The sequence below is a fragment of the Amycolatopsis sp. NPDC005003 genome (genome assembly GCF_053600695.1).
The window spans coordinates 17,685-36,596 of record NZ_JBSGAI010000068.1; the positions used below are offsets into that span (position 1 = coordinate 17,685).

Consider the following 18,912-nt stretch of genomic DNA (forward strand, 5'->3'; position numbering starts at 1 on the left):
GCCCTCAGACGCGGGCGCTGTCCTTACGGTAACGCCTGATCACCAGCGCCCCGAGCACGACCGTCCAGGCCCCGAGCACCCCGGCGGCCGTCGGCAGCGACACCACCATGTCGGTGGTCACCGCGGGCCGGGCCACCTGCAGCACCCAGTACGTCGGCATGAGCTGGGCGACGTCGTGCATCCAGCCGGGCATCGACTCGATCGGGATCCACAGCCCGCCCAGGAACCCCATGCCGAGCGTGACCAGCATGTTGATCGGCTGCATCGAGTCCGGCGTGCCGAACTGGCCGAGCAGCAGTCCCAGCAGCACCAGCGGGATGGTGCCGAGCCAGATGCCGGCGAAGATGCGGACCCAGCCGCTCGCGTCGACGTGGACGCCTTCGGCCAGCACACCCAGCAGCGGGACGAGGACCAGTGCGGGCAGCCCGACGAGCATCCCGGAGATCCCCTTGCCGGCCAGGTAGCCGGTGCCGGTGAGCGGGGTCAGGCGCAGCTGCCGCTGCCAGCCGACGGCCCGCTCCAGAGCGAGCCGGGCCCCGCTGTTCGTCGCCGCGGCGAACACGCCGAACGTCATCATGTTGATCATGATCACGGCCGCGATCCGCGCGTGGTCCGGGTCGCTCGTCTTGGTGAAGACGTTGGCCTGCAACAGGAACATCAGCACCGGGAAGGCCACGACGAAGATCAGGAACCGCGGCGCCCGGAAGTTGCGGCGGATCTCGGTGAGCAGGTAGGTGGCGTTCATCGCACGGGCTCCGCGGTCTCGTCGGCGGTCAGGGACAGGAAGGCGCCTTCGAGGCCGACGGCGCTGATTTCGACGTCGTGCACGGCCGGCACCGCGGCCTTGAGCGCCCAGAGGGTGGCGTCGGAGTCGGCGCTGGAGATCGCGACGCGGTCGCCGCGCAGCTCGAACTCCTTGACCCCGGGCAGCGCGGCGATCACCGCCTCGGTGGCGCCCGGGACCGCGGCCCGCAGGGTGCGGCCGCCGGCCAGCGCGCGGACCTCGGCGACACTGCCGTCGGCGACGATCCGGCCGCGGCGCATCAGCACCACCCGGTCGGCGAACTCCTCGGCCTCTTCGAGGTAGTGCGTGGCGAACAGGACCGTGCGCCCGGACTCGGTGAAGGAGTACATCGACTGCCAGAACTCACGCCGGGTGCCGACGTCCATCGCCGCCGTGGGCTCGTCGAGGATCAGCAGGTCGGGGTTGCTGACCAGGGCGACGGCGAAGCGGACGCGCTGCTTCTGCCCGCCGGAAAGCTTGTTCGCGCGGCGGCCGGCCAGCTCCTCGACACCGGCGGCGCGCAGGGCCTCGGCCACCGGCATCGGCTTGCGGTGCAGGGCCGCGACCATGCCGACGGTCTCGCCGACGGTCAGGTCGTCCATCAGGGCACCGCCCTGCAGCATCGCGCCGATCAGGCCGGCGCGGACGGCGTCGATCGGCTTGCGCCCGAACACGCGCACTTCACCGGCACCGGGGCTGGTCAGGCCGAGGATCATGTCGACGGTGGTGGACTTGCCGGCGCCGTTCGGGCCGAGCAGGGCGACCACTTCGCCCGGGGCGATCGTCAGGTCGACGCCGTCGACCGCGTGGACTTCGCCGTAGTGCTTCCGCAGGCCGGTGAGGTGGACCGCGGCCCCCGCCGCCACCGCCTGGATGTCTGTTTCTCGCATGCCCCCAGGCTGCCGCCCGGCGGGCCCGGGTCCCCAGACCGTGCGTCACGACCTCGCCGTGACAGGTGTCAGGGGTACCCGGGCCCGGGTGGGTCAGCAGCCGATGAGGCGGCCCGCCAGGTAGGCCTCGAGCTTGTCGATCGCGATCCGCTCCTGGGACATCGTGTCGCGCTCGCGCACGGTCACGGCCTGGTCCTCGAGCGAGTCGAAGTCGACGGTGACGCAGTACGGCGTGCCGATCTCGTCCTGGCGGCGGTAGCGGCGGCCGATCGCCTGGGCGTCGTCGAAGTCGACGTTCCAGTGCTTGCGCAGGGTGGCCGCGACTTCCTTGGCCTTCGGGGTCAGGTCGGCGTTGCGCGAGAGCGGCAGCACCGCGACCTTGAACGGCGACAGCCGCGGGTCGAGCTTCAGCACGACGCGGGTGTCGGTGCCGCCCTTGGCGTTCGGCACCTCTTCCTCGACGTAGGAGTCGACCAGGAACGCCATCATCGAGCGGCCGACACCCGCCGCCGGCTCGATGACGAACGGCCGGTACCGCTGGCCCGAGGCCTGGTCGAAGAACGACAGGTCCTGGCCCGAGTGGTTCGAGTGCGTCGTCAGGTCGAAGTCGGTGCGGTTGGCGATGCCCTCGAGCTCGCCCCACTCCTGCCCGGCGTTGAACGCGAACCGGTACTCGATGTCGACGGTGCGCTTCGCGTAGTGCGAGAGCTTTTCCTTCGGGTGCTCGTAGTGGCGCAGGTTGTCGGCCTTGATGCCGAGGTCCGTGTACCACTTCGTGCGCTCGTCGATCCAGTACTGGTGCCAGCGCTCGTCCTCGCCCGGCTCGACGAAGAACTCCATCTCCATCTGCTCGAACTCGCGCGTCCGGAAGATGAAGTTGCCCGGCGTGATCTCGTTGCGGAAGGACTTGCCGATCTGGCCGATGCCGAACGGCGGCTTCTTCCGCGACGTCGTCTGGACGTTGGAGAAGTTCACGAAGATGCCCTGCGCGGTCTCCGGGCGGAGGTAGTGCAGGCCCTCTTCGGACTCCACCGGGCCGAGGTAGGTCTTCAGCATCATGTTGAAGTCCCGCGGCGGGGTGTACTTGCCGCGCGTGCCGCAGTTCGGGCACGGCACCTCGGACAGGTCGTCCTCGCTGGTCTCCTTGCCGGTGCGCGCCGCGAACTCCTCGGCGAGCTGGTCGGCGCGGAACCGCTTGTGGCACGACAGGCACTCGATCAGCGGGTCGGTGAACACGTTGACGTGCCCCGAAGCGACCCAGACCTCACGCGGCAGGATCACCGACGAGTCGAGGCCGACGACGTCGTCGCGGCCCTGGACGACGGTCTTCCACCACTGGCGCTTGATGTTGTCCTTGAGCTCGACCCCGAGCGGCCCGTAGTCCCACGCAGAACGGGTACCGCCGTAGATCTCTCCGCTGGCGAAGACGAAACCACGGCGTTTGCACAGGCTGATGATCTTCTCAATGGTGTTCGTGGGCACTCCACGCTCCGAAAAGCTTGCGGGGACGGTTCAGGACTGAACGTCCAGGGTATCCGCCGGGGCCCACCGCTTTTCGCGCAGGTGAGCCTACGGCCGCGACACCAGCGACGCCGTCACGACGCGGTTGTCCTCGTAACCCTCGCTGCCGCCGACGTACTCGCCGCCGCAGGTGACGAGCAGCAGCTTGTGCGGCCCGTCCGGGTCGAACAGCTGCTCGGACCGCCCGGCGAGGTCCGACTTGTGCACGGTCTCGGTGGCCTCGACCCGGTACACCCACGCGCCGCCCGCGGCGTCGGTCAGCTTCACGTCCTGCCCCTGCTTGACCCGCCAGAGCTCGTCGAACGGGCCCTTCTTGCCCTTCCAGTTCACGTGCCCGGACAGCAGCGCGACGCCGTGGTCGGCGCCCAGCTTCGCCCCCCACCAGGCGGCTTCGTCGAGGCCCTCCGGGATCTTCAGCGCACCCGCGGCGTCCAAGTCCTCCTGGATCAGTTTCGCGGTACCGCCGCCGGGCAGGGACAGCTGCGCCGGCGCCTTGCCGGTGTCCTGCGGGGTGCCCGCCGGGGCGGGCTGGTTCGCGGCCGGCACGGTCCCGCCGACGCCGTTCGCGACCGCGGGTTCATCCTTTCCGGTGAACACGAGCAGGGTCGCGACGAGCGCCGCGACCACGAACGCCCCGGCGACGCCGACGATCCACCAGCGGCCGGCGCCCTTCTTCGGCTCCGGGTTCTGCTCCTGCATGGGCTTGCGCTCCTTCGCTGTCGTGGCCAGTGCACGGACAGGCATGCCGCGAGGAGCAGCGGAGGTTGCACCGAACTCGATCAGCCGGTGGGGCGCGTCACCAGCCGGGCGGTGACCAGGCGGTTCTCGTCGTAGCCCTCGGTGCCGCCGACGTAGTCGCCGCCGCAGGTCACCAGCACGAGCCGGTGCGGGCCGTCCTGGCCGAACCACCGGGCGGCCTGGGACGGCAACGTCTCCTTCGGCAGCGTCACGATGCCGTCGACGCGGTAGACCCACCGGCCGCCGCGCGCGTCGACGACGCTGACCTGGTCGCCGTCGCGCATGCGCCACAGCTCGTCGAACGGCCCCCGCCTGCCCTCCCAGTTCACGTGCCCGGACAGCAGCGCCGCCCCCTGGGCCGCGCCCAGCTTCGCGCCCCACCAGGCCGCGTCGCCGAGGCCGCGCGGGATCGGCAGCACCCCGGTGTCGGTGAGTTCGGTGCGGACCAGGCGGGCGGTGGCGCCGTCGGGCAGCCGGACCGTGCCCGGCCGCTGCTGGGAGGCGGTCTCGCTGTCCGCGGGGAGCACGGCCGGGGCCGCGTTCTCGCCCGGCAGCGTGCCGGGCGGGGGTGCCGCCGCCACCGGCGCGGCCGTCGGCGGCAGCCAGGTCAGCACGACGATCCCGGCCGCGAAGGCGGCCACGGCGAGCGCCGCCGAAACGGCGGCCAGTGCGGTGCGCAGCACCTAGTCCGACCCGGTCTTGCGCCGCCTGCCGAGCAGCAGGGCGACGGTGGCGAAGAAAACGCCGCCGAAGAGCAGGCCGATGCCGAGCGGTATGCGGGAGCCGTCACCGTCGGTGGCCGGGGCGGCCGCGCCCAGGTAGCCGGCCGGGACCTGGGTCGGCACCGCGGGCTGCGTGGCGGTCGTGCCGGCGGCCGGGCCGCCGGCCTTCGCGACGAATCCCTTCGGGATCGAGCAGCTGACCCCGCCGAGCACGATGTTCGTCTTCACGTCCTGCAGCGCCGCGCCCTGCGCGTCCTTGACGTGGGTGGTGATCTCGACCCGCCAGCCGGCCACCGCGGTGTGGTCGCCCCCGCGCCAGCCGTCCTGGCGGATCAGCTGGTCGAAGGCGGCGACCCGGAGCAGCCTGAGGTCGGAGACGGTGGTCGCCGGATCGGCGTTCGTGATGTCGCCGGGCGGGCCGAGGCGCAGGTTCTTCAGCTCGAGACCGGCGTTGCCGCCGGGCACCGGCACGATGCCGAGCGCACCCCCGGCCTGGCGCACCCACAGCCGGGCCACCGACGTGCCGGCGGAGAGCTTCGCCGGGCCGGTGCAGTCCACCGACGTCTTGGCGCCTTCCAACACAAGCACGGTGTTGTCGGCCGGCTTGGTCCCGCCCTGCCAGTTGTCCCGCAGCGCGTAGTTCGTCTCCGCGGTGGCGGTGGGCACGGTGGTGGCCTGCAACGCGGCGAAGACGTTGTGGTCCCGGCTCGCGACCCCCGGCGGGTACGGGTTCTGTGACGCGCTGTAGCGGCCGAGGTCGATCTGGTAGTGCCCGCCGAAGGTGGCACGCTCGCCGTCGTCCTTGGGCACGGAGACGCGGTCCGCGCCGAGCTTCGACTGGCCGGGCAGCAGCGGGGATCGTTGCGTTTCGGTGATCAGGGCCCCGCCGCGCTGGCCTTCGTCCCCGATCCGCACCGACGCGATGTTCGCGAACGAGACCGGCCCGGTCTTCTCGTCGACGGCCTGGGTCTGCGCCCCGGCGAGACCCACGCCGACCAGCGGGAACACCGCGGCCGTCAGGGCGGCTGCCTTCGTCACGAAACGCGTCATGTCTCCCCACTGCTCTGCTCGGGACGGTCGCCGGAGCCTCGGTGACGGCGAAACGCTCCCGCGACAACCTTGCACCGTCGGCCACGACATGCGAAGCCGCAGGGCCAATATCCCACGAACTCACCCGTTCGGGGTAATACGACCGGCCGTACCCCGCAGCTCGGCGCCGAGGCGGGGGTCCCGGACGGGGGAACACTAGGATGGGCGGGGCCGTTATCGGCAATGACTACGGAATTCATGGTCGCAGGCGGTGTCACGAGCAGCGTGGAGGCGGGAATGGCGACGGTCACCGGGAGTGGCGCCCAGCCGGGGCTCGCGGACTGCACCCCGGCGGCCGGGGCCCCTCCGGCCCACCCGCCGCAGTCGGTGCTGACCGACGCGGGCGACCTGCTGCGCGCGCTGGCGGCCCCGGTCCGGATCGCGATCGTGCTGCAGCTGCGGGCGGCCGACCGGTGCGTCCACGAGCTGGTGGACGCCCTCGACGTCGCCCAGCCGCTGATCAGCCAGCACCTGCGGGTGCTGAAGACGGCCGGGGTGGTCCAGGGCGAGCGCCGCGGCCGCGAGGTCGTCTACCGGCTCGCCGACGACCACCTGGCGCACATCGTGGTCGACGCCGTCGCCCACGTGCAGGAAGGAAAGTGATGAACACGGCCCCGTCGCGCAGCCAGGCCCCGGTCCCCGGGCGCCGATCCACCCGGCAGCGGGCCGCGGTCGTCGAGCTGCTCAGCACGATCGACGACTTCCGTTCGGCCCAGGAACTCCACGATGAGCTGCGCAAGCGCGGCGACGGCATCGGCCTGACGACGGTGTACCGCACGCTGCAGTCGCTCTCGGAGGCCGGCGAGATCGACGTGCTGCGCACCGATTCGGGCGAGGCGATCTACCGCCGGTGTTCGGCCCACCACCACCATCACCTGGTCTGCCGCCTGTGCGGCCGCACGGTGGAGGTCGAGGGGCCCGCGGTGGAGCGCTGGGCGGAGAAGATCGCGGCCGAGCACGGGTTTTCGGAGATCTCGCACACCGTGGAGATCACCGGCACCTGCGCCGAACACTGACCCCACCCGTACCCGGAGGGTCGGCCCACGTACCTGGCCAGTCGGCTTGCGTACCCGGAGGGTCGGCTGGGCCGCTGGGCCATCCGACCGCCTGGGTACGCGAACCGACCCTCTGGGTGCGTGGGCCGACCGGCTGGGTACGCAGGCCGACCCTCTGGGTACGTGGATTTCAGTACTCGTAGGGATCCTTCGGTGCTGATACCGGCGTCACCGAGACCGGAGCGAAGTCCGGCGTGTAGCTGTTGTCCTTCGTGGCCGTGCCCGGGACCACCTCGCCCGTCACCTGGATCCACGCGTCGCTGGCCAGTTGGTCCGCTTCGCCGCCGCGGAGGCGGACCGTCACCGGGAACGCGTCCGCCGCGCAGCAGCTGATCACCAGCCGGGCCAGGAGGGTGCTGCCGTCGGTGTGCACCACGAACCCCGTCAGCGAAACCCGGCGGCCGTTCAACGTGCCCGCCGAATCCCAGCCCGCGCGGGTGACGAACTCGTTCACCGTCAACGGCACCACGTTCCCCGCCGGCAACGGCGGGAACGCCGCCGCGTTGGCCGCCGCCGCGGTCGACGGGGCGCGGGCCTCGGTGCGGATCACCGAGTCCGCGCCCAGGGCCGGTGGCGCGACCAGGAACACCGCCAGCACCGGCACCAGCAGCAGCCACGCCGGGCGCGCCGAGTGCGAGTGGCCGTCGTGTTCGCCGGGAACGGCCTTCCGCGACGCCACCAGGTCGCGGACGATCGCGACCGCGCCCAGCAGCACCATCACCGCGCCGCCCGCGAGGATCCACGGCTGCTGCGCCGGCTTGACGTACCGCAGGTAGTCGCCGTTGGCCGCGATCTTGACCAGCGCCCCGCCGAGCAGGATCAGCAGGATGTTCTGGGTTTCCCGTTTCACGCGACCCCCACCAGGAATCCGGCCCCGAGCGCGCAGGCCACCGCCACCACGAACGTCACCGGCGCGAACCGCACCGCGAACGACCTGCCGAACGTGCCCGCCTGCAACGCGAACAGCTTCACGTCGATCGCCGGGCCCACCACCAGGAACACCAGCTTCGGCAGCAGCGGCAACGCCGTCAGCGACGCCGCCACGAACGCGTCCGCCTCGCTGCACAGCGCCAGCACCACCGCCAGCACCGCCATCACCACCACGCCCAGCACGAGCTGGCCGCCCAGCACGCCGAACCAGCGAGCCGGCACCAGGACGTTCAGCGCCGACGAGATCAACGCGCCCAGCACCAGGAAACCGCCGGCCTCGACCAGGTCCGTCCGCGCGGTTTCGGCGAACACCCGCCACCGCTGTCCGCCCGCCACGTCCGGGAGACGCTGCAGCGCCCGCTCGGTGATCCACTCGAGCTTGCCCCAGCGGGCCCACAGCCAGCCCATCACCATCGCCGTGGCGAGCGAGCCCGCGAACCGCGCCAGCACCATCTCCGGCTTGCCCGGGAACGCCACCGCCGTCGCCACCAGCACCACCGGGTTCACCGCCGGCGCCGCGAGCAGGAACGTCAGCGCCGCGGCCGGCGCCACCCCCTGCCCCATCAGCCGCCGGGCCACCGGCACCGAAGCGCATTCGCACCCCGGCAGCGCGACCCCGGCCAGCCCGGCGACGCCGACGGCCGCCCCGGCGCGGCGGGGCAGCACCTTCTCCAGCACGCGCGCGGGCACGAAGGCGGCGATGGCCCCGCTGATCAGCACGCCCAGCACGAGGAACGGCAGCGCCTGCACGCAGACCGCGACGAACACGGTCGAGCCGGTGCGCAACGCCGGCACGTCGAACAGCTGCTGCAGCCGGCCTTGGGCGAGGATCGCGATCAGCAGGATCGCGCACAGCACTTCGACCGAGCTGATCCGGAACCGGCGCGTGCGCCGCCCGGGCTCGGCCTCGGTGTCGGTAACGGTGTTCACGACGGCGATGATGCCAGGACCGTCCGACAGGACCGGACCCGCACGGGCCGCGAACGGAGGATGACGGTCCGTTTCGGTACCCGATCCTCCGTTCGCGGTGAAAAATCCACCCCGGACGGGTCAGTCGCCGAGCACGATTCCGGGCAGATCGGTCCGCAGCTGCGAAGCCGTCGAGACCACCAGCATCAGCAACGTGCCGAGCGCCGCCGCGTCCAGCCCGGCCGCGGGGAAGGCGTACCGCAGCGTGACGTCGACGCCGTTGTCCGAATGCCCGACCCCGAGCGTCCCGAACAGCCCCTGCCCCGCGCGCTCGGCGACGGCGATCGAGAGCGAAGGCGCGTCCGCCAGGTCCCAGCCGACCACGCAGGTCAGCGTGAGCACGGTGAGGCCCTCGCCGAGCCGGGTCGCCTGGATCACGCACGGCACGCCGCCGTGGGAGAACGTCAGCGCGCCGTCGTCGTCGACGTGGACCTCGAGGTAACGCTCCAAGGCCTCGCGGGCCCGGGTCAGCAGTTCCCCGGTTTCGGCCGCTTCCGTGGCGCTCACGAAGAAGCCGCCTGGTCGACCGCGCCGCCGAAGCGGCGATCCCGCTTCGCGAATTCCAGGCAGGCCCGCCACAGGTGGGTCCGGTCGAAGTCCGGGAACAGCGTGTCCTGGTAGACCATTTCGGCGTAGGCCGACTGCCACAGCAGGAAGTTCGACGTCCGCTGCTCGCCCGAAGGCCGCAGGAACAGGTCCACGTCCGGCATGTCCGGCTGGTAGAGGTACTTCCCGATGGTCTTCTCGTTGACCTTGTCGGGGTTCAGCTTTCCGGCCGCGACGTCCTGCGCGATCCGCTGCATCGCGTCACCCAGCTCGGCACGGCCGCCGTAGTTGACGCACATGGTCATGTTCAGCGCCGTGTTGTGCTTGGTCTTCTCCTCGGCCGCCTGCAGCTCCTTGATCACCGACGCCCACAGCTTGGGCCGCCGCCCGGCCCAGCGGATGCGCACGCCGATCGAGCCGAGGTAGTCGACCTGGCGGCGGATGGTGTCGCGGTTGAAGCCCATCAGGAACCGCACCTCTTCGGGGCTGCGCTTCCAGTTCTCGGTCGAAAACGCGTACACCGAGAGCCACTTGACGCCGAGCTCGACCGCGCCGCTGGCGACGTCGATCATCACCGCTTCGCCGCGCTTGTGGCCCTCGATCCGCGGCAGGCCGCGCTGGTTGGCCCAGCGGCCGTTGCCGTCCATGACCAGCGCGACATGCTTGGGCACCAGCTCGCGCGGGATTTCCGGTGGTTTCGCGCCCGACGGGTGCGGATCCGGGGCCCGCAGCTCGGATCGCGACGCCTTGTTCTCGCGTCCCCTGCGCAGCACTGCGAGCCTCCCTGGATGGGTGATACCGGTCAGCCCGACCCTACTGCCCGGTGGCGGAGCCCCCGGCTCGGGGCGAAACCCCGGAGGGCACCGCGGCCTCCCGGGCGCGTCGCTCGACCAGGGGCAGGGACCGCAGCTGCCGCTCCAGGTGCCACTGCAGGTGCGCCGCGACCAGCCCGCTCGCGTCGCGGCGGGTACCCGGCAGGGTGGCCTCGGCCAGCGGCCATTCGCCGTGCAGCAGGGCGGTGAGCAGGTCCAGGACCTCGGGGGCGGGGTGCACGCAGCCGGCGATCCGGCAGTCGGAGCACATCGAGCCGCCCGCGGCGACGCTGAACGCCGGGTGCGGACCCGGCAGGCCGCAGCGGGCGCACTCGGTGAGGGCGGGCGCCCAGCCGGCGTAGGACATCGCGCGGAGCAGGAACGCGTCCAGCACCAGGGAGGCATCGCGCTCGCCTTCGGCCAGCGCCCGCAGCGCCCCGACGACGAGGAGGTACAGCTTGAGCACCGGCTCGCCCTCTTCGGCCGAGAGCCGGTCCGCGGTTTCGGCGATCGCGCTGGCCGCGGTGTAGCGCTGGTAGTCGGCGACCAGCGGCACCTGGAACGCGTCGACGGTCTCGACCTGGGTGATGACGTCGAGCGTGCGTCCCGTGTAGAACTGCACGTCGACGTGGCCGAACGGCTCCAGCCGGGCCCCGAAGCGCGACGAGGTGCGCCGCACGCCCTTGGCCACAGCGCGGATCTTGCCGTGCCGCCTGCTCAGCAGGGTGACGATCCGGTCGGCCTCACCCAGCTTGTGCGTGCGCAACACCACCCCGGTGTCGCGGTAGAGGTTCACCACCCCGACATCGTCCCACTTCGGGGTGATGCCGGGGTGGAGCGCCCCGCGGAGTCAGCAGTAGTAGCCCGTGCAGTACGTGCTCACGGCGGTGGCCGCGACGATGATCCAGACGATCGTCAGCACGCAGCCCAGCGCGCCGATGATGGTGGCGATCAGGCAGAGCGTCTTCGTGGTGCGCGAGGCCTGCTCCGCCATCGCGTAGTTGCCCTGCATCTTGTACGTCTGGACCTCGTTGGACTTCATGATCGCGAAGATCGCGAGGATCCAGCAGAGGAAGATGGAGCCGATCGCCCAGCCCTTGTAGTCCTTGATGGCGTTGATGTCGCCACCGCCGCCGGGCATGCCGTAGCCAGGGGCGCCGAAGCCGCCGGTGGGCGGCTGGCCGTACGGCGCGGGCTGCCCGTACGGCGCCTGCTGGCCGTAGGGCGCGGGCATGCCGCCGGACGGCGGGCCGTAGCCCGGCTGCTGCGGCTGCTGGCCGTAGGGCTGCTGCTGGCCGTAGGGATTGGTCATGACTTGGTACCCCAACTATTCGTGAACTTCCGCCGGGCGACTCCGGCGGTGGTGCGGAAGGAACGGAAAGGTCAGCGCTGCTCGTTCGGCGGCTGGCCGAACTGGCCCGGCTGGATCTTCTGGGTCGCCTCGGGTTCGGCCGGGGCGCCCGGGCGCAGCATCTGGGTGCGCTCGGCCTGCTCGTCGAAGGCGCTCCCGGAGCCGGGGCGCAGCATCTGCGTGCGCTCCGCCTGCTCGTCGAAGGCACCGCCCGGCGGCTGACCGGGCTGCTGCCCGAAACCACCCGGCTGCGGGGGCTGCGCGAAGCCGCCGGAGGACGGCGGCTGGCCGAACCCGCCCGGCTGCGGCTGGCCGAAGCCACCCGCGGCGGGCTGCTGCTCGAAGCCACCGGACTGCGGCTGCTGGGGGAAGCCCCCGGACGCGGGCTGCTGCGGGAAACCGCCGGGCTGCGGCTGGCCGAACTGGCCGGGCTGCTGCCCCGGCGGCGGGAAGCCGCCGGCGAACCCCGGCGCACCCTGCTGGGCGAGCGGCGCGGCCGCGGTGTCGGCGTTGACGACGACGGTGCCGATGATCTTGTCGGCGAGGGTCTGGTTCTTGTCGTCCCACAGCGGCCACAGCCAGCCGACGTAGCAGATGACGCTGTCGGCGAAGTGGGCGAGATCGCGCACGAACGCCATGCCGGGGCCGATCGGCTGCCCGGTGTCCTCGCGGACGAGCTTGATCTTCGCGATCCGCTTGCCCATCGACTGCCCGGTGTTGCCCTGCAGGATCCACCGGTTGTAGACGGACCAGCCGATCCAGGCGAGCGAGCCGATCACGGCCACCATCGAGAAGCCGTCGCCGCCGGCGAAGGCGAGGGGGATGAGGATCAGGTACAGCAGGGCGAGCGGTCCCATGTCGACGAGCCAGCCGAGGGCGCGCTGTCCCCAGCTCGCGTAGTTCTGCGGCGGGCCGAAGGGGTTGCCCTGCTGGCCGAACGGCGCGGGCTGGCCGTACGGCGCCTGCTGCCCGAAGGGCGCGGGCTGCCCGTACGGCGCCTGCCCCGGCTGCGGCTGGCCGAACGGCTGCTGGCCACCGGGCTGCTGCCCGAAGGACTGCTGCCCGTAGGGATCGGTCATTGGGTCTTCCCCTCGCTGGTCACTTCCCCGACATGCGGAAACGGATCCGCCCTCATCGGCCCGGTCCGCGGGAGCGTACTCGGTTCACCTGCGGCCTCGCCGCCCAGGCTTCAGCTGTCCGGGTGAATCCCACGCCCGTCCGACGCGCTCCGTGGCCGTCCGGTTCCCGGCCGCCGGAGGGTCAGACGCGCAGGCCGGTGAACGGGGCGAACGGGAGGTTGCGGATGACGAACCAGACGACGAACACGACGGAAAACACCAGCGGCGTCCACTTCCAGTGGAGCCAGCTGTTCATCGCGCGGCCGCGCAGGCGCCCGAGGGTCCAGGCGACGGTGCTCCACACCAGCAGCAGCACGACGACGAACGAGACGGCGTTGTAGTGCAGGGCCGCGGGGATGTCGCCGTGCATCAGGCTGTAGGCCATCCGCATGCCGCCGCAGCCCGGGCAGTCGATGCCGAGCAGCGCCTTCGTCGGGCAGATCGGCAGGAAGCCGCCGGGCGTGGTCGGGTCGCCGATCCACACGGCCACGCAGCACGCCCCGAGCCCGGCGACGACGGCCATCGGTGCGCCGAGGGCACGCAGCTTGGCCTTGGCGCCGCGGGCGGGGTATCCCGTGTAGACGGTCGTGGTCACGGTGTCAGCCTGCTCGCGTTCATGCCGACGAACACGATCATCACCACGATGAAGACGACGTAGAGCAGCAGGAGGATCCCGACCGAGATGGCCGACCACATCGCCCACTTGCGGGCGTCGGCGGCGGCCTTGTGCGCCTCGGCGTGGTGGCCCTGGTACCACAGCGTGTGCACCTGGTTCGCCTTGACGATCGCGACGATCCCCAGTGGCAGGCAGCACAGCACGGTGCTCAGGATGGCCCAGACGAGGTTGTTCTCCGGCGGTGGCCCGTAGTTCGGCGGCGGGTAGCCATAGCCGTAGCCGGGCCCGCCCTGCGGCGGGTACGGCGGCGGGTACTGGTCGGTCACCGGGATCCTCCTGCTGCTGGGTTACGTCAGTATCGCGGCGTGGTGGTGCCGAACGTGAAGACACCCGCGATCATCAGGATGATCCACAGCACGAGCCACACGACGCCGACAACCGCCGAGATGATCGCCCACTTCTTGGCCGAGTTGGCGGCCTCCTGCGCGGCGGCGGTCTGGCCCTGCGCCCACAGGCCGTTCACCTTCGCGGCCTGCACGATCGACACGATGCCGAACGGGAGGCAGCACAGGATCGTGGTCAGGATGGCCCACACGAGGTTGTTGCTCGGGGGCGGGCCCGGCTGGTAGCCACCCGGCTGCCCACCGGGGTAGTTCGGCTGCCCGCCGGGCTGGTTCGGCTGGTCGCCGGGGTAGTTGGGCATGCCCTGGCTGTCGCTCATGGTCGGTCGTTCCCCTTCGTCGTGCTCCATGGACGACCACTGGGATCCGCAGCCGCCCCGACCGGCCGCGATGTGGTCGAAGCCGAGACTGTAGGGGGCGAGATCATCGCGCGCCCCGCGTTTCGTCCCGCCGCGACCGAATCGAGACCAGGATTTTCGCGACGTGGGAATGCGCCGGTCAGAAGCCCAGCCGGCGTAACTGACGGGGGTCGCGCTGCCACTCCTTGGCCACCTTGATGTGCAGGTCGAGGTAGACCTTCGAGCCGAGCAGCGCCTCGATGTTCTTGCGGGCGGTCGCCCCGACCTCGCGCAGCCGTTCGCCCTTGTGGCCCAGGATGATCCCCTTCTGGCTGGGCCGTTCCACGTAGAGGAACGCGTGCACGTCCACGAGGTCGTCGCGGCCTTCGCGGGGCAGCATCTCCTCGACGGTGACGGCGATCGAGTGCGGCAGCTCGTCGCGGACGCCTTCCAGCGCCGCCTCGCGGATCAGCTCGGCGACCAGGGTCTGCTCGGGCTCGTCGGTGAGCTCGCCGCCCGGGTACAGCTGGGGCCCCTCGGGCAGCCGCTGGACCAGCAGGTCGGCCAGGGTGCCGACCTGGAAGCCGTCCACGGCGGACACCGGGACGAGCTCGGCGAAGTCCATCACTTGCTGCAGGGCAAGCAACTGTTCGGCGACCTGCTGGGGCTGGACGAGGTCGGTCTTGGTGACGATGCCGATCACCGGAGTCCGCTTGGCGATCTTCTGCAGCTCGGCGGCGATGAACTTGTCGCCGGGCCCGATCTTCTCGTTCGCCGGGACGCAGAAGCCGACGACGTCCACTTCGGACCAGGTGGTGTGGACGATGTCGTTGAGCCGCTCGCCGAGCAGGGTGCGCGGGCGGTGCAGGCCGGGCGTGTCGATCAGGACGAGCTGGGCGTCCTCGCGGTGGACGATGCCGCGGATCGCGTGCCGGGTGGTCTGCGGCTTGCTGGAGGTGATCGCGACCTTGGTGCCGACGAGGGCGTTGGTCAGCGTCGACTTGCCGGCGTTGGGCCGGCCGACGAAGCAGGCGAAGCCGGAACGGTGCTCGGTCATCGGGTCAGCACCTCGAGGACTTCGCCCTCCGGGTTGGCCAGGATGATCGGGGCGTACTTCGCGATGTCGCGGACCGCGTGCACGGACGCGCCCTTGAGCAGCCCTTCGCCGGTGACGACGGCGGCGGCCTCGATCCCCTCGGCGCCGCTGGACAGGGCGGCGGCGACCGCGGCCTGGAGCGCGGTGAGCTTGAACGACGGCTGGTCGACCGTGCCCGCGGCGTAGGTGCGGCCGTCGGTGTCGCGGACCGCGGCGCCCTCGGGGGCCTGGATGCGGGCGCGCGAGGACCGGGCCAGCGTGACGAGTTTCTGGTCCTCGGCCTCGAGGTCAGGCATGTTCGACGCTCCTGTCGCGTTCGTCGGGGTGGGGCAGGCGCGTGCGGCGGCGCGTCCGGTCGACGGGGTCGGTCATCGCCTCGGCGTCGGCCGGGTGCACGACCACGGAGGTGATCCGCATCCGGCCGCGCCGGTCCTTGCCCCCTTCGGCGAACAGCCGAAGGCCGGCGACCTCGGCTTCGGCCCCCGGCAGCGGGACCCTACCCAGTCGTTCCGCGAGCAGCCCGCCCACGGTCTCCACGTCGTGGTCTTCGAGGTCGATGCCGAACAGGTCGCCCAGGTCGTCGACGCTCATCCGGGACGACACCCGGACGGCGCCATCGGTGAGCTCCTCGACTTCGGGGCGTTCGTCGGCGTCGGACTCGTCGGTGATCTCGCCGACGATCTCCTCGAGGACGTCCTCGATGGTGAGCAGGCCCGCCGTGCCGCCGTACTCGTCGACGGCGATCGCCATGTGGTTGTGCGAGCGCTGCATTTCCTTGAGCAGCTCGTCGAGCCGTTTCGAGTCGGGGACGAAGGAGGCCGGGTTCATCACCGAGTCGACGACCGTGCTCGGCCCGTCGGGGTCGAGGTAGCCGGTCATCAGGTCCTTGATGTTGACGACGCCGACGATGTCGTCTACGGATTCGTCGATCACCGGCAGCCGGGTGAACCCGGTGCGCAGCGCGAGGGCGAGGGCCTGCCGGACGGTCTTGTCGCGCTCGATCCAGACGATCTCGGTGCGCGGCACCATGACCTCGCGGGCGACGGTGTCGCCGAGCTCGAACACCGAGTGGATCATCTCGCGCTCGGAGTCCTCGACGACGCCGCGTTCCTGGGCCATGTCGACGAGCTCGCGCAGCTCGACCTCGGAGGTGAACGGACCTTCGCGGAAGCCCTGGCCGGGGGTGATGGCGTTGCCGACGAGGATGAGCAGCCGGGACAGCGGGCCGAGGACGGAGCCGAGCACGCGGACGGGCCCGGCGACGTAGCGGCCGATGCGGTAGGGGTGCTGGCGGCCGAGGGTGCGGGGGCCGACGCCGATGAGGACGTAGCTGACCACGACCATGACGACGGCGGCGACCAGCACGGCGAGGCCGAGCGGGGCGAGCCGGGTGCCGACGAACACGGTGACCAGCACGGTCGCGGTGAGTTCGCAGCCGAGGCGGAGCAGGAGCAGCAGGTTGATGTGCCGTCGCCGTTCGGCGACGACGGCGGCGAGGTGCCGGGCGCCGGGCAGCCCGAGCCGGGCGAGGCCGTCGGCCCGGGCTTGCGACACGGTGCTGATCGCGGCGTCCGCCGCGGCGAACACGCCGGCCAGGAGGACGAGCGCGATCGCGAAGAAGAGCTGTTCCATGGCTGGCGCCTAGGGCGTTTCCCCGGCGGGTGGTTCGGCGGCGGCCGGGGCGTCGAGCCCGGCGATGCCGAGGACGCGGTCGTCGGTGCTGCGCTGGGCGTCCCGCTTGTCCAGGGCGGCGACGGCGTCCTGGTACTCGCCGAGGATGCGTTTCTGGAGGGCGAACATCTCGCGCTCCTCGGCGGGTTCGGCGTGGTCGTAGCCGAGGAGGTGGAGCACGCCGTGCACGGTGAGCAGGTGCAGCTCGTCGATCAGGGCGTGGCCCGCCGTCTTGGCCTGGTCCTTGGCGAACGCCGGGCAGAGCACGATGTCCCCGAGCAGTGCCGGTGACGCGTCGGGCGCGTCGGGGCGGCGGGAGGAGTCGAGCTCGTCCATCGGGAAGGCCATCACGTCGGTGGGGCCCGGGAGGTCCATCCAGCGTTCGTGCAGGTCTTCCATGACCTCGAGGGTGACGAGGAGGATGGACAGCTCGGCGAGCGGGCTGACCTCCATCTTGTCGAGGGCGTAGCGGGCGGCGGAGACGATGGACGTCTCGTCGACGTTGACGCCGGACTCGTTGGCGATCTCGATGCTCAACGCCGGTTGCCCTTCCAGCCGTCGTTCTGCTGGGCGTCCTGCACGGCCTGCCACTTCTCGTAGGCGTCGACGATGTCGCCGACGAGTTTGTGCCGGACGACGTCCTGGCTGGTGAGTTCGGCGAAGTGGAGGTCTTCGACGCCGGTGAGGATGTCGCGCACGACGCGCAGGCCGCTGCGCTGCCCGCTGGGCAGGTCGACCTGGGTGATGTCGCCGGTGACGACGATCTTGGACCCGAAGCCGAGCCGGGTGAGGAACATCTTCATCTGCTCGGGCGTGGTGTTCTGGGCCTCGTCGAGGATGATGAAGGCGTCGTTCAGCGTGCGGCCGCGCATGTAGGCCAGCGGTGCGATTTCGATGGTGCCGGCCTGCATCAGCCGCGGAATCGATTCCGGTTCGACCATGTCGTGCAGCGCGTCGTAGAGCGGCCGCAGGTACGGGTCGATCTTCTCGTTCAGGGTGCCGGGCAGGTAGCCGAGGCGCTCGCCGGCTTCGACGGCCGGGCGGGTCAGCACGATGCGGGTGACCTGCTTGGCCTGCAGGGCCTGGACGGCCTTCGCCATGGCGAGGTAGGTCTTGCCGGTGCCGGCGGGGCCGATGCCGAAGACGACGGTGTGCTTGTCGATGGCGTCGACGTAGCGCTTCTGGTTCAGCGTCTTGGGCCGGATGGTCTTGCCGCGGCGGGAGACGATGTTGAGGCTGAGGACCTCGGCCGGGGAGGCGTCGCCGGTGGAGAGCATGCCGACGGTGCGCCGGACGGTGTCGGGCCCGACCTGCTGGCCGCCGGTGGCGAGCTGCACGAGCTCGGTGAAGACGCGTTCGGCGAACGCGACGTCGGCGGGGGTGCCGGTCAGGGTGACTTCGTTGCCGCGGACGTGCACGTCGGCGGCGAGGAGTTCCTCGGCGACCCGCAGGTTCTCGTCGCGGGAGCCGAGCAGGCTCAGAGCGGCGGCGTCGGGGATGGGAAACCGGGACTGCGCGGCCTGGACGGAGGCATCCTCGGTCTTGGCGACGTCTCCGGGGACGTCGGGTCGGGCGGCACCACCCGGTACGGTTCCGGCCACGTGGCCTCAGGCCTGCTTTCTCGGTGAGGGAGAACGGACCCCACCGATGCTACTGGCACCCACCGACAGGACGCAGGCCGGTTTCCCTAGTCCTCGTCCGGAGCCCCGAACAGCCCCAGCGGCTCTCCGCCGAGAACGTGGGCGTGAACGTGGAAGACGGTCTGCCCGGCATCGGCATCGGTGTTGAAGACCAGGCGGTACCCGCTCTCGAGGATCCCCTCGGCCTCGGCGACCTTACGAGCGGTGGCCACGACATCACTCAGCAGCTGCGGATCGGCGGCGGCGAGCTCGGCAACGTTCCGGTACCGCTTCCGAGGAACGACAAGCACGTGCACCCGAGCCTGCGGCCGAATATCCCGGAAGGCAAAGGTGGTCTCATCCTGATAGACGACATCGGCGGGGATCTCCCCACCAATGATCCGTTCGAACAGGGTCTCGTCCTCAGTTCCGCTCATGAGAGCACCCTATCGACCCCACACCACACCACACCGCCAAGCTTCACCCCCCACCGCCCAGCGAGAAGGCCGAAGGCCGCCGAGCAGGCAACACGCCCAGCCCAACGAAACAACCCACCCAAGCCGCGGGGGGTCCGGGGGCTCGCCCCCGGCGGGGGGGGTGGGGGGGCGACCCCCACAGAACACGACGAAACCAGAACCCCGGCGCG

24 protein-coding genes are annotated in these 18,912 nt (G+C 71.2%); 2 read left to right on the forward strand and 22 right to left on the reverse strand.

The annotated features are described in order from the left end of the window. Positions 1 to 4 precede the first annotated feature (4 nt). From ACWED2_RS44415 to ACWED2_RS44440, 6 genes are all read right to left on the reverse strand, one after another. A complete protein-coding gene (locus ACWED2_RS44415) occupies positions 5 to 745 on the reverse strand; it encodes an ABC transporter permease (RefSeq protein ID WP_449696535.1) in 741 nt (246 codons plus the stop codon). Continuing rightward, positions 742 to 1,674, reverse strand: coding sequence for an ABC transporter ATP-binding protein (locus ACWED2_RS44420; protein WP_449696536.1), 933 nt, complete (start codon positions 1,672 to 1,674; stop codon positions 742 to 744). The genes ACWED2_RS44415 and ACWED2_RS44420 overlap by 4 nt, the downstream gene beginning before the upstream one ends. A 93-nt stretch (positions 1,675 to 1,767) precedes the next feature. Then, the gene (locus ACWED2_RS44425; protein ID WP_449696537.1) at positions 1,768 to 3,156 is read right to left on the reverse strand and encodes a glycine--tRNA ligase; all 1,389 of its coding nucleotides are present in this window, start codon (positions 3,154 to 3,156) and stop codon (positions 1,768 to 1,770) included. Positions 3,157 to 3,243: 87 nt separating this feature from the next. Then, a complete protein-coding gene (locus tag ACWED2_RS44430) occupies positions 3,244 to 3,894 on the reverse strand; it encodes a class F sortase (RefSeq protein ID WP_449696557.1) in 651 nt (216 codons plus the stop codon). 80 nt (positions 3,895 to 3,974) lie between these two features. Then, positions 3,975 to 4,616, reverse strand: coding sequence for a class F sortase (locus ACWED2_RS44435; protein ID WP_449696538.1), 642 nt, complete (start codon positions 4,614 to 4,616; stop codon positions 3,975 to 3,977). After that, the gene (locus ACWED2_RS44440) at positions 4,617 to 5,705 is read right to left on the reverse strand and encodes a hypothetical protein (protein ID WP_449696539.1); all 1,089 of its coding nucleotides are present in this window, start codon (positions 5,703 to 5,705) and stop codon (positions 4,617 to 4,619) included. 276 nt (positions 5,706 to 5,981) lie between these two features. On the opposite strand from ACWED2_RS44440, the gene ACWED2_RS44445 reads away from it, so the two are divergent. Together ACWED2_RS44445 and ACWED2_RS44450 are read left to right on the forward strand one after the other, a co-directional pair. Further along, positions 5,982 to 6,347 (forward strand): ArsR/SmtB family transcription factor, encoded by a 366-nt coding sequence (locus ACWED2_RS44445; protein WP_449696540.1) that lies wholly within the window; start codon positions 5,982 to 5,984, stop codon positions 6,345 to 6,347. Next, positions 6,347 to 6,760 carry a Fur family transcriptional regulator gene (locus tag ACWED2_RS44450; protein ID WP_004560925.1) on the forward strand — a complete coding sequence of 138 codons (414 nt, stop codon included), beginning with the start codon at positions 6,347 to 6,349 and terminating at the stop codon, positions 6,758 to 6,760. The genes ACWED2_RS44445 and ACWED2_RS44450 overlap by 1 nt, the downstream gene beginning before the upstream one ends. A 169-nt stretch (positions 6,761 to 6,929) precedes the next feature. Here ACWED2_RS44450 and ACWED2_RS44455 read toward each other — a convergent pair whose 3' ends face one another. From ACWED2_RS44455 to ACWED2_RS44530, 16 genes are all read right to left on the reverse strand, one after another. After that, positions 6,930 to 7,649, reverse strand: coding sequence for a TIGR03943 family putative permease subunit (locus ACWED2_RS44455; RefSeq protein WP_449696541.1), 720 nt, complete (start codon positions 7,647 to 7,649; stop codon positions 6,930 to 6,932). Continuing rightward, positions 7,646 to 8,659, reverse strand: a complete 1,014-nt coding sequence (locus ACWED2_RS44460) for a permease (protein WP_449696542.1) — start codon at positions 8,657 to 8,659, stop codon at positions 7,646 to 7,648. The genes ACWED2_RS44455 and ACWED2_RS44460 overlap by 4 nt, the downstream gene beginning before the upstream one ends. Positions 8,660 to 8,779: 120 nt before the next feature. Beyond that, on the reverse strand, positions 8,780 to 9,205 hold the full coding sequence (locus ACWED2_RS44465; RefSeq protein WP_449696543.1) for a YbjN domain-containing protein: 426 nt from the start codon (positions 9,203 to 9,205) through the stop codon (positions 8,780 to 8,782). After that, positions 9,202 to 10,017, reverse strand: a complete 816-nt coding sequence (locus ACWED2_RS44470; RefSeq protein ID WP_449696544.1) for an isoprenyl transferase — start codon at positions 10,015 to 10,017, stop codon at positions 9,202 to 9,204. Before ACWED2_RS44470 ends, ACWED2_RS44465 begins: the two co-directional genes overlap by 4 nt. A gap of 40 nt (positions 10,018 to 10,057) precedes the next feature. Then, complete coding sequence (gene recO / locus ACWED2_RS44475) at positions 10,058 to 10,855, reverse strand: DNA repair protein RecO (RefSeq protein ID WP_449696545.1); 798 nt, start codon at positions 10,853 to 10,855, stop codon at positions 10,058 to 10,060. Between the two features lie 51 nt (positions 10,856 to 10,906). Further along, complete coding sequence (locus ACWED2_RS44480; RefSeq protein WP_449696546.1) at positions 10,907 to 11,368, reverse strand: CD225/dispanin family protein; 462 nt, start codon at positions 11,366 to 11,368, stop codon at positions 10,907 to 10,909. Between the two features lie 71 nt (positions 11,369 to 11,439). Further along, entirely contained in the window at positions 11,440 to 12,486 is a 1,047-nt protein-coding gene (locus ACWED2_RS44485) for an RDD family protein (RefSeq protein WP_449696547.1), read from the reverse strand. Positions 12,487 to 12,667: 181 nt separating this feature from the next. After that, complete coding sequence (locus tag ACWED2_RS44490) at positions 12,668 to 13,120, reverse strand: DUF2752 domain-containing protein (RefSeq protein WP_449696548.1); 453 nt, start codon at positions 13,118 to 13,120, stop codon at positions 12,668 to 12,670. After that, positions 13,117 to 13,467 (reverse strand): CD225/dispanin family protein, encoded by a 351-nt coding sequence (locus ACWED2_RS44495; protein WP_449696549.1) that lies wholly within the window; start codon positions 13,465 to 13,467, stop codon positions 13,117 to 13,119. The genes ACWED2_RS44490 and ACWED2_RS44495 overlap by 4 nt, the downstream gene beginning before the upstream one ends. A gap of 26 nt (positions 13,468 to 13,493) precedes the next feature. Continuing rightward, complete coding sequence (locus ACWED2_RS44500) at positions 13,494 to 13,862, reverse strand: CD225/dispanin family protein (RefSeq protein WP_449696550.1); 369 nt, start codon at positions 13,860 to 13,862, stop codon at positions 13,494 to 13,496. Positions 13,863 to 14,040: 178 nt separating this feature from the next. After that, positions 14,041 to 14,937: a GTPase Era gene (gene era, locus ACWED2_RS44505; RefSeq protein ID WP_310972441.1), complete on the reverse strand. Its 897-nt coding sequence runs from the start codon at positions 14,935 to 14,937 to the stop codon at positions 14,041 to 14,043. After that, entirely contained in the window at positions 14,934 to 15,272 is a 339-nt protein-coding gene (locus ACWED2_RS44510; protein ID WP_449696551.1) for a cytidine deaminase, read from the reverse strand. Before ACWED2_RS44510 ends, era begins: the two co-directional genes overlap by 4 nt. Further along, the gene (locus tag ACWED2_RS44515; RefSeq protein ID WP_449696552.1) at positions 15,265 to 16,608 is read right to left on the reverse strand and encodes a hemolysin family protein; all 1,344 of its coding nucleotides are present in this window, start codon (positions 16,606 to 16,608) and stop codon (positions 15,265 to 15,267) included. The genes ACWED2_RS44510 and ACWED2_RS44515 overlap by 8 nt, the downstream gene beginning before the upstream one ends. A 9-nt stretch (positions 16,609 to 16,617) precedes the next feature. After that, complete coding sequence (gene ybeY / locus ACWED2_RS44520) at positions 16,618 to 17,184, reverse strand: rRNA maturation RNase YbeY (protein ID WP_449696553.1); 567 nt, start codon at positions 17,182 to 17,184, stop codon at positions 16,618 to 16,620. After that, on the reverse strand, positions 17,181 to 18,248 hold the full coding sequence (locus ACWED2_RS44525; protein WP_449696554.1) for a PhoH family protein: 1,068 nt from the start codon (positions 18,246 to 18,248) through the stop codon (positions 17,181 to 17,183). Before ACWED2_RS44525 ends, ybeY begins: the two co-directional genes overlap by 4 nt. Positions 18,249 to 18,334: 86 nt before the next feature. Next, a complete protein-coding gene (locus tag ACWED2_RS44530) occupies positions 18,335 to 18,703 on the reverse strand; it encodes a histidine triad nucleotide-binding protein (RefSeq protein WP_449696555.1) in 369 nt (122 codons plus the stop codon). Positions 18,704 to 18,912 lie beyond the last annotated feature (209 nt).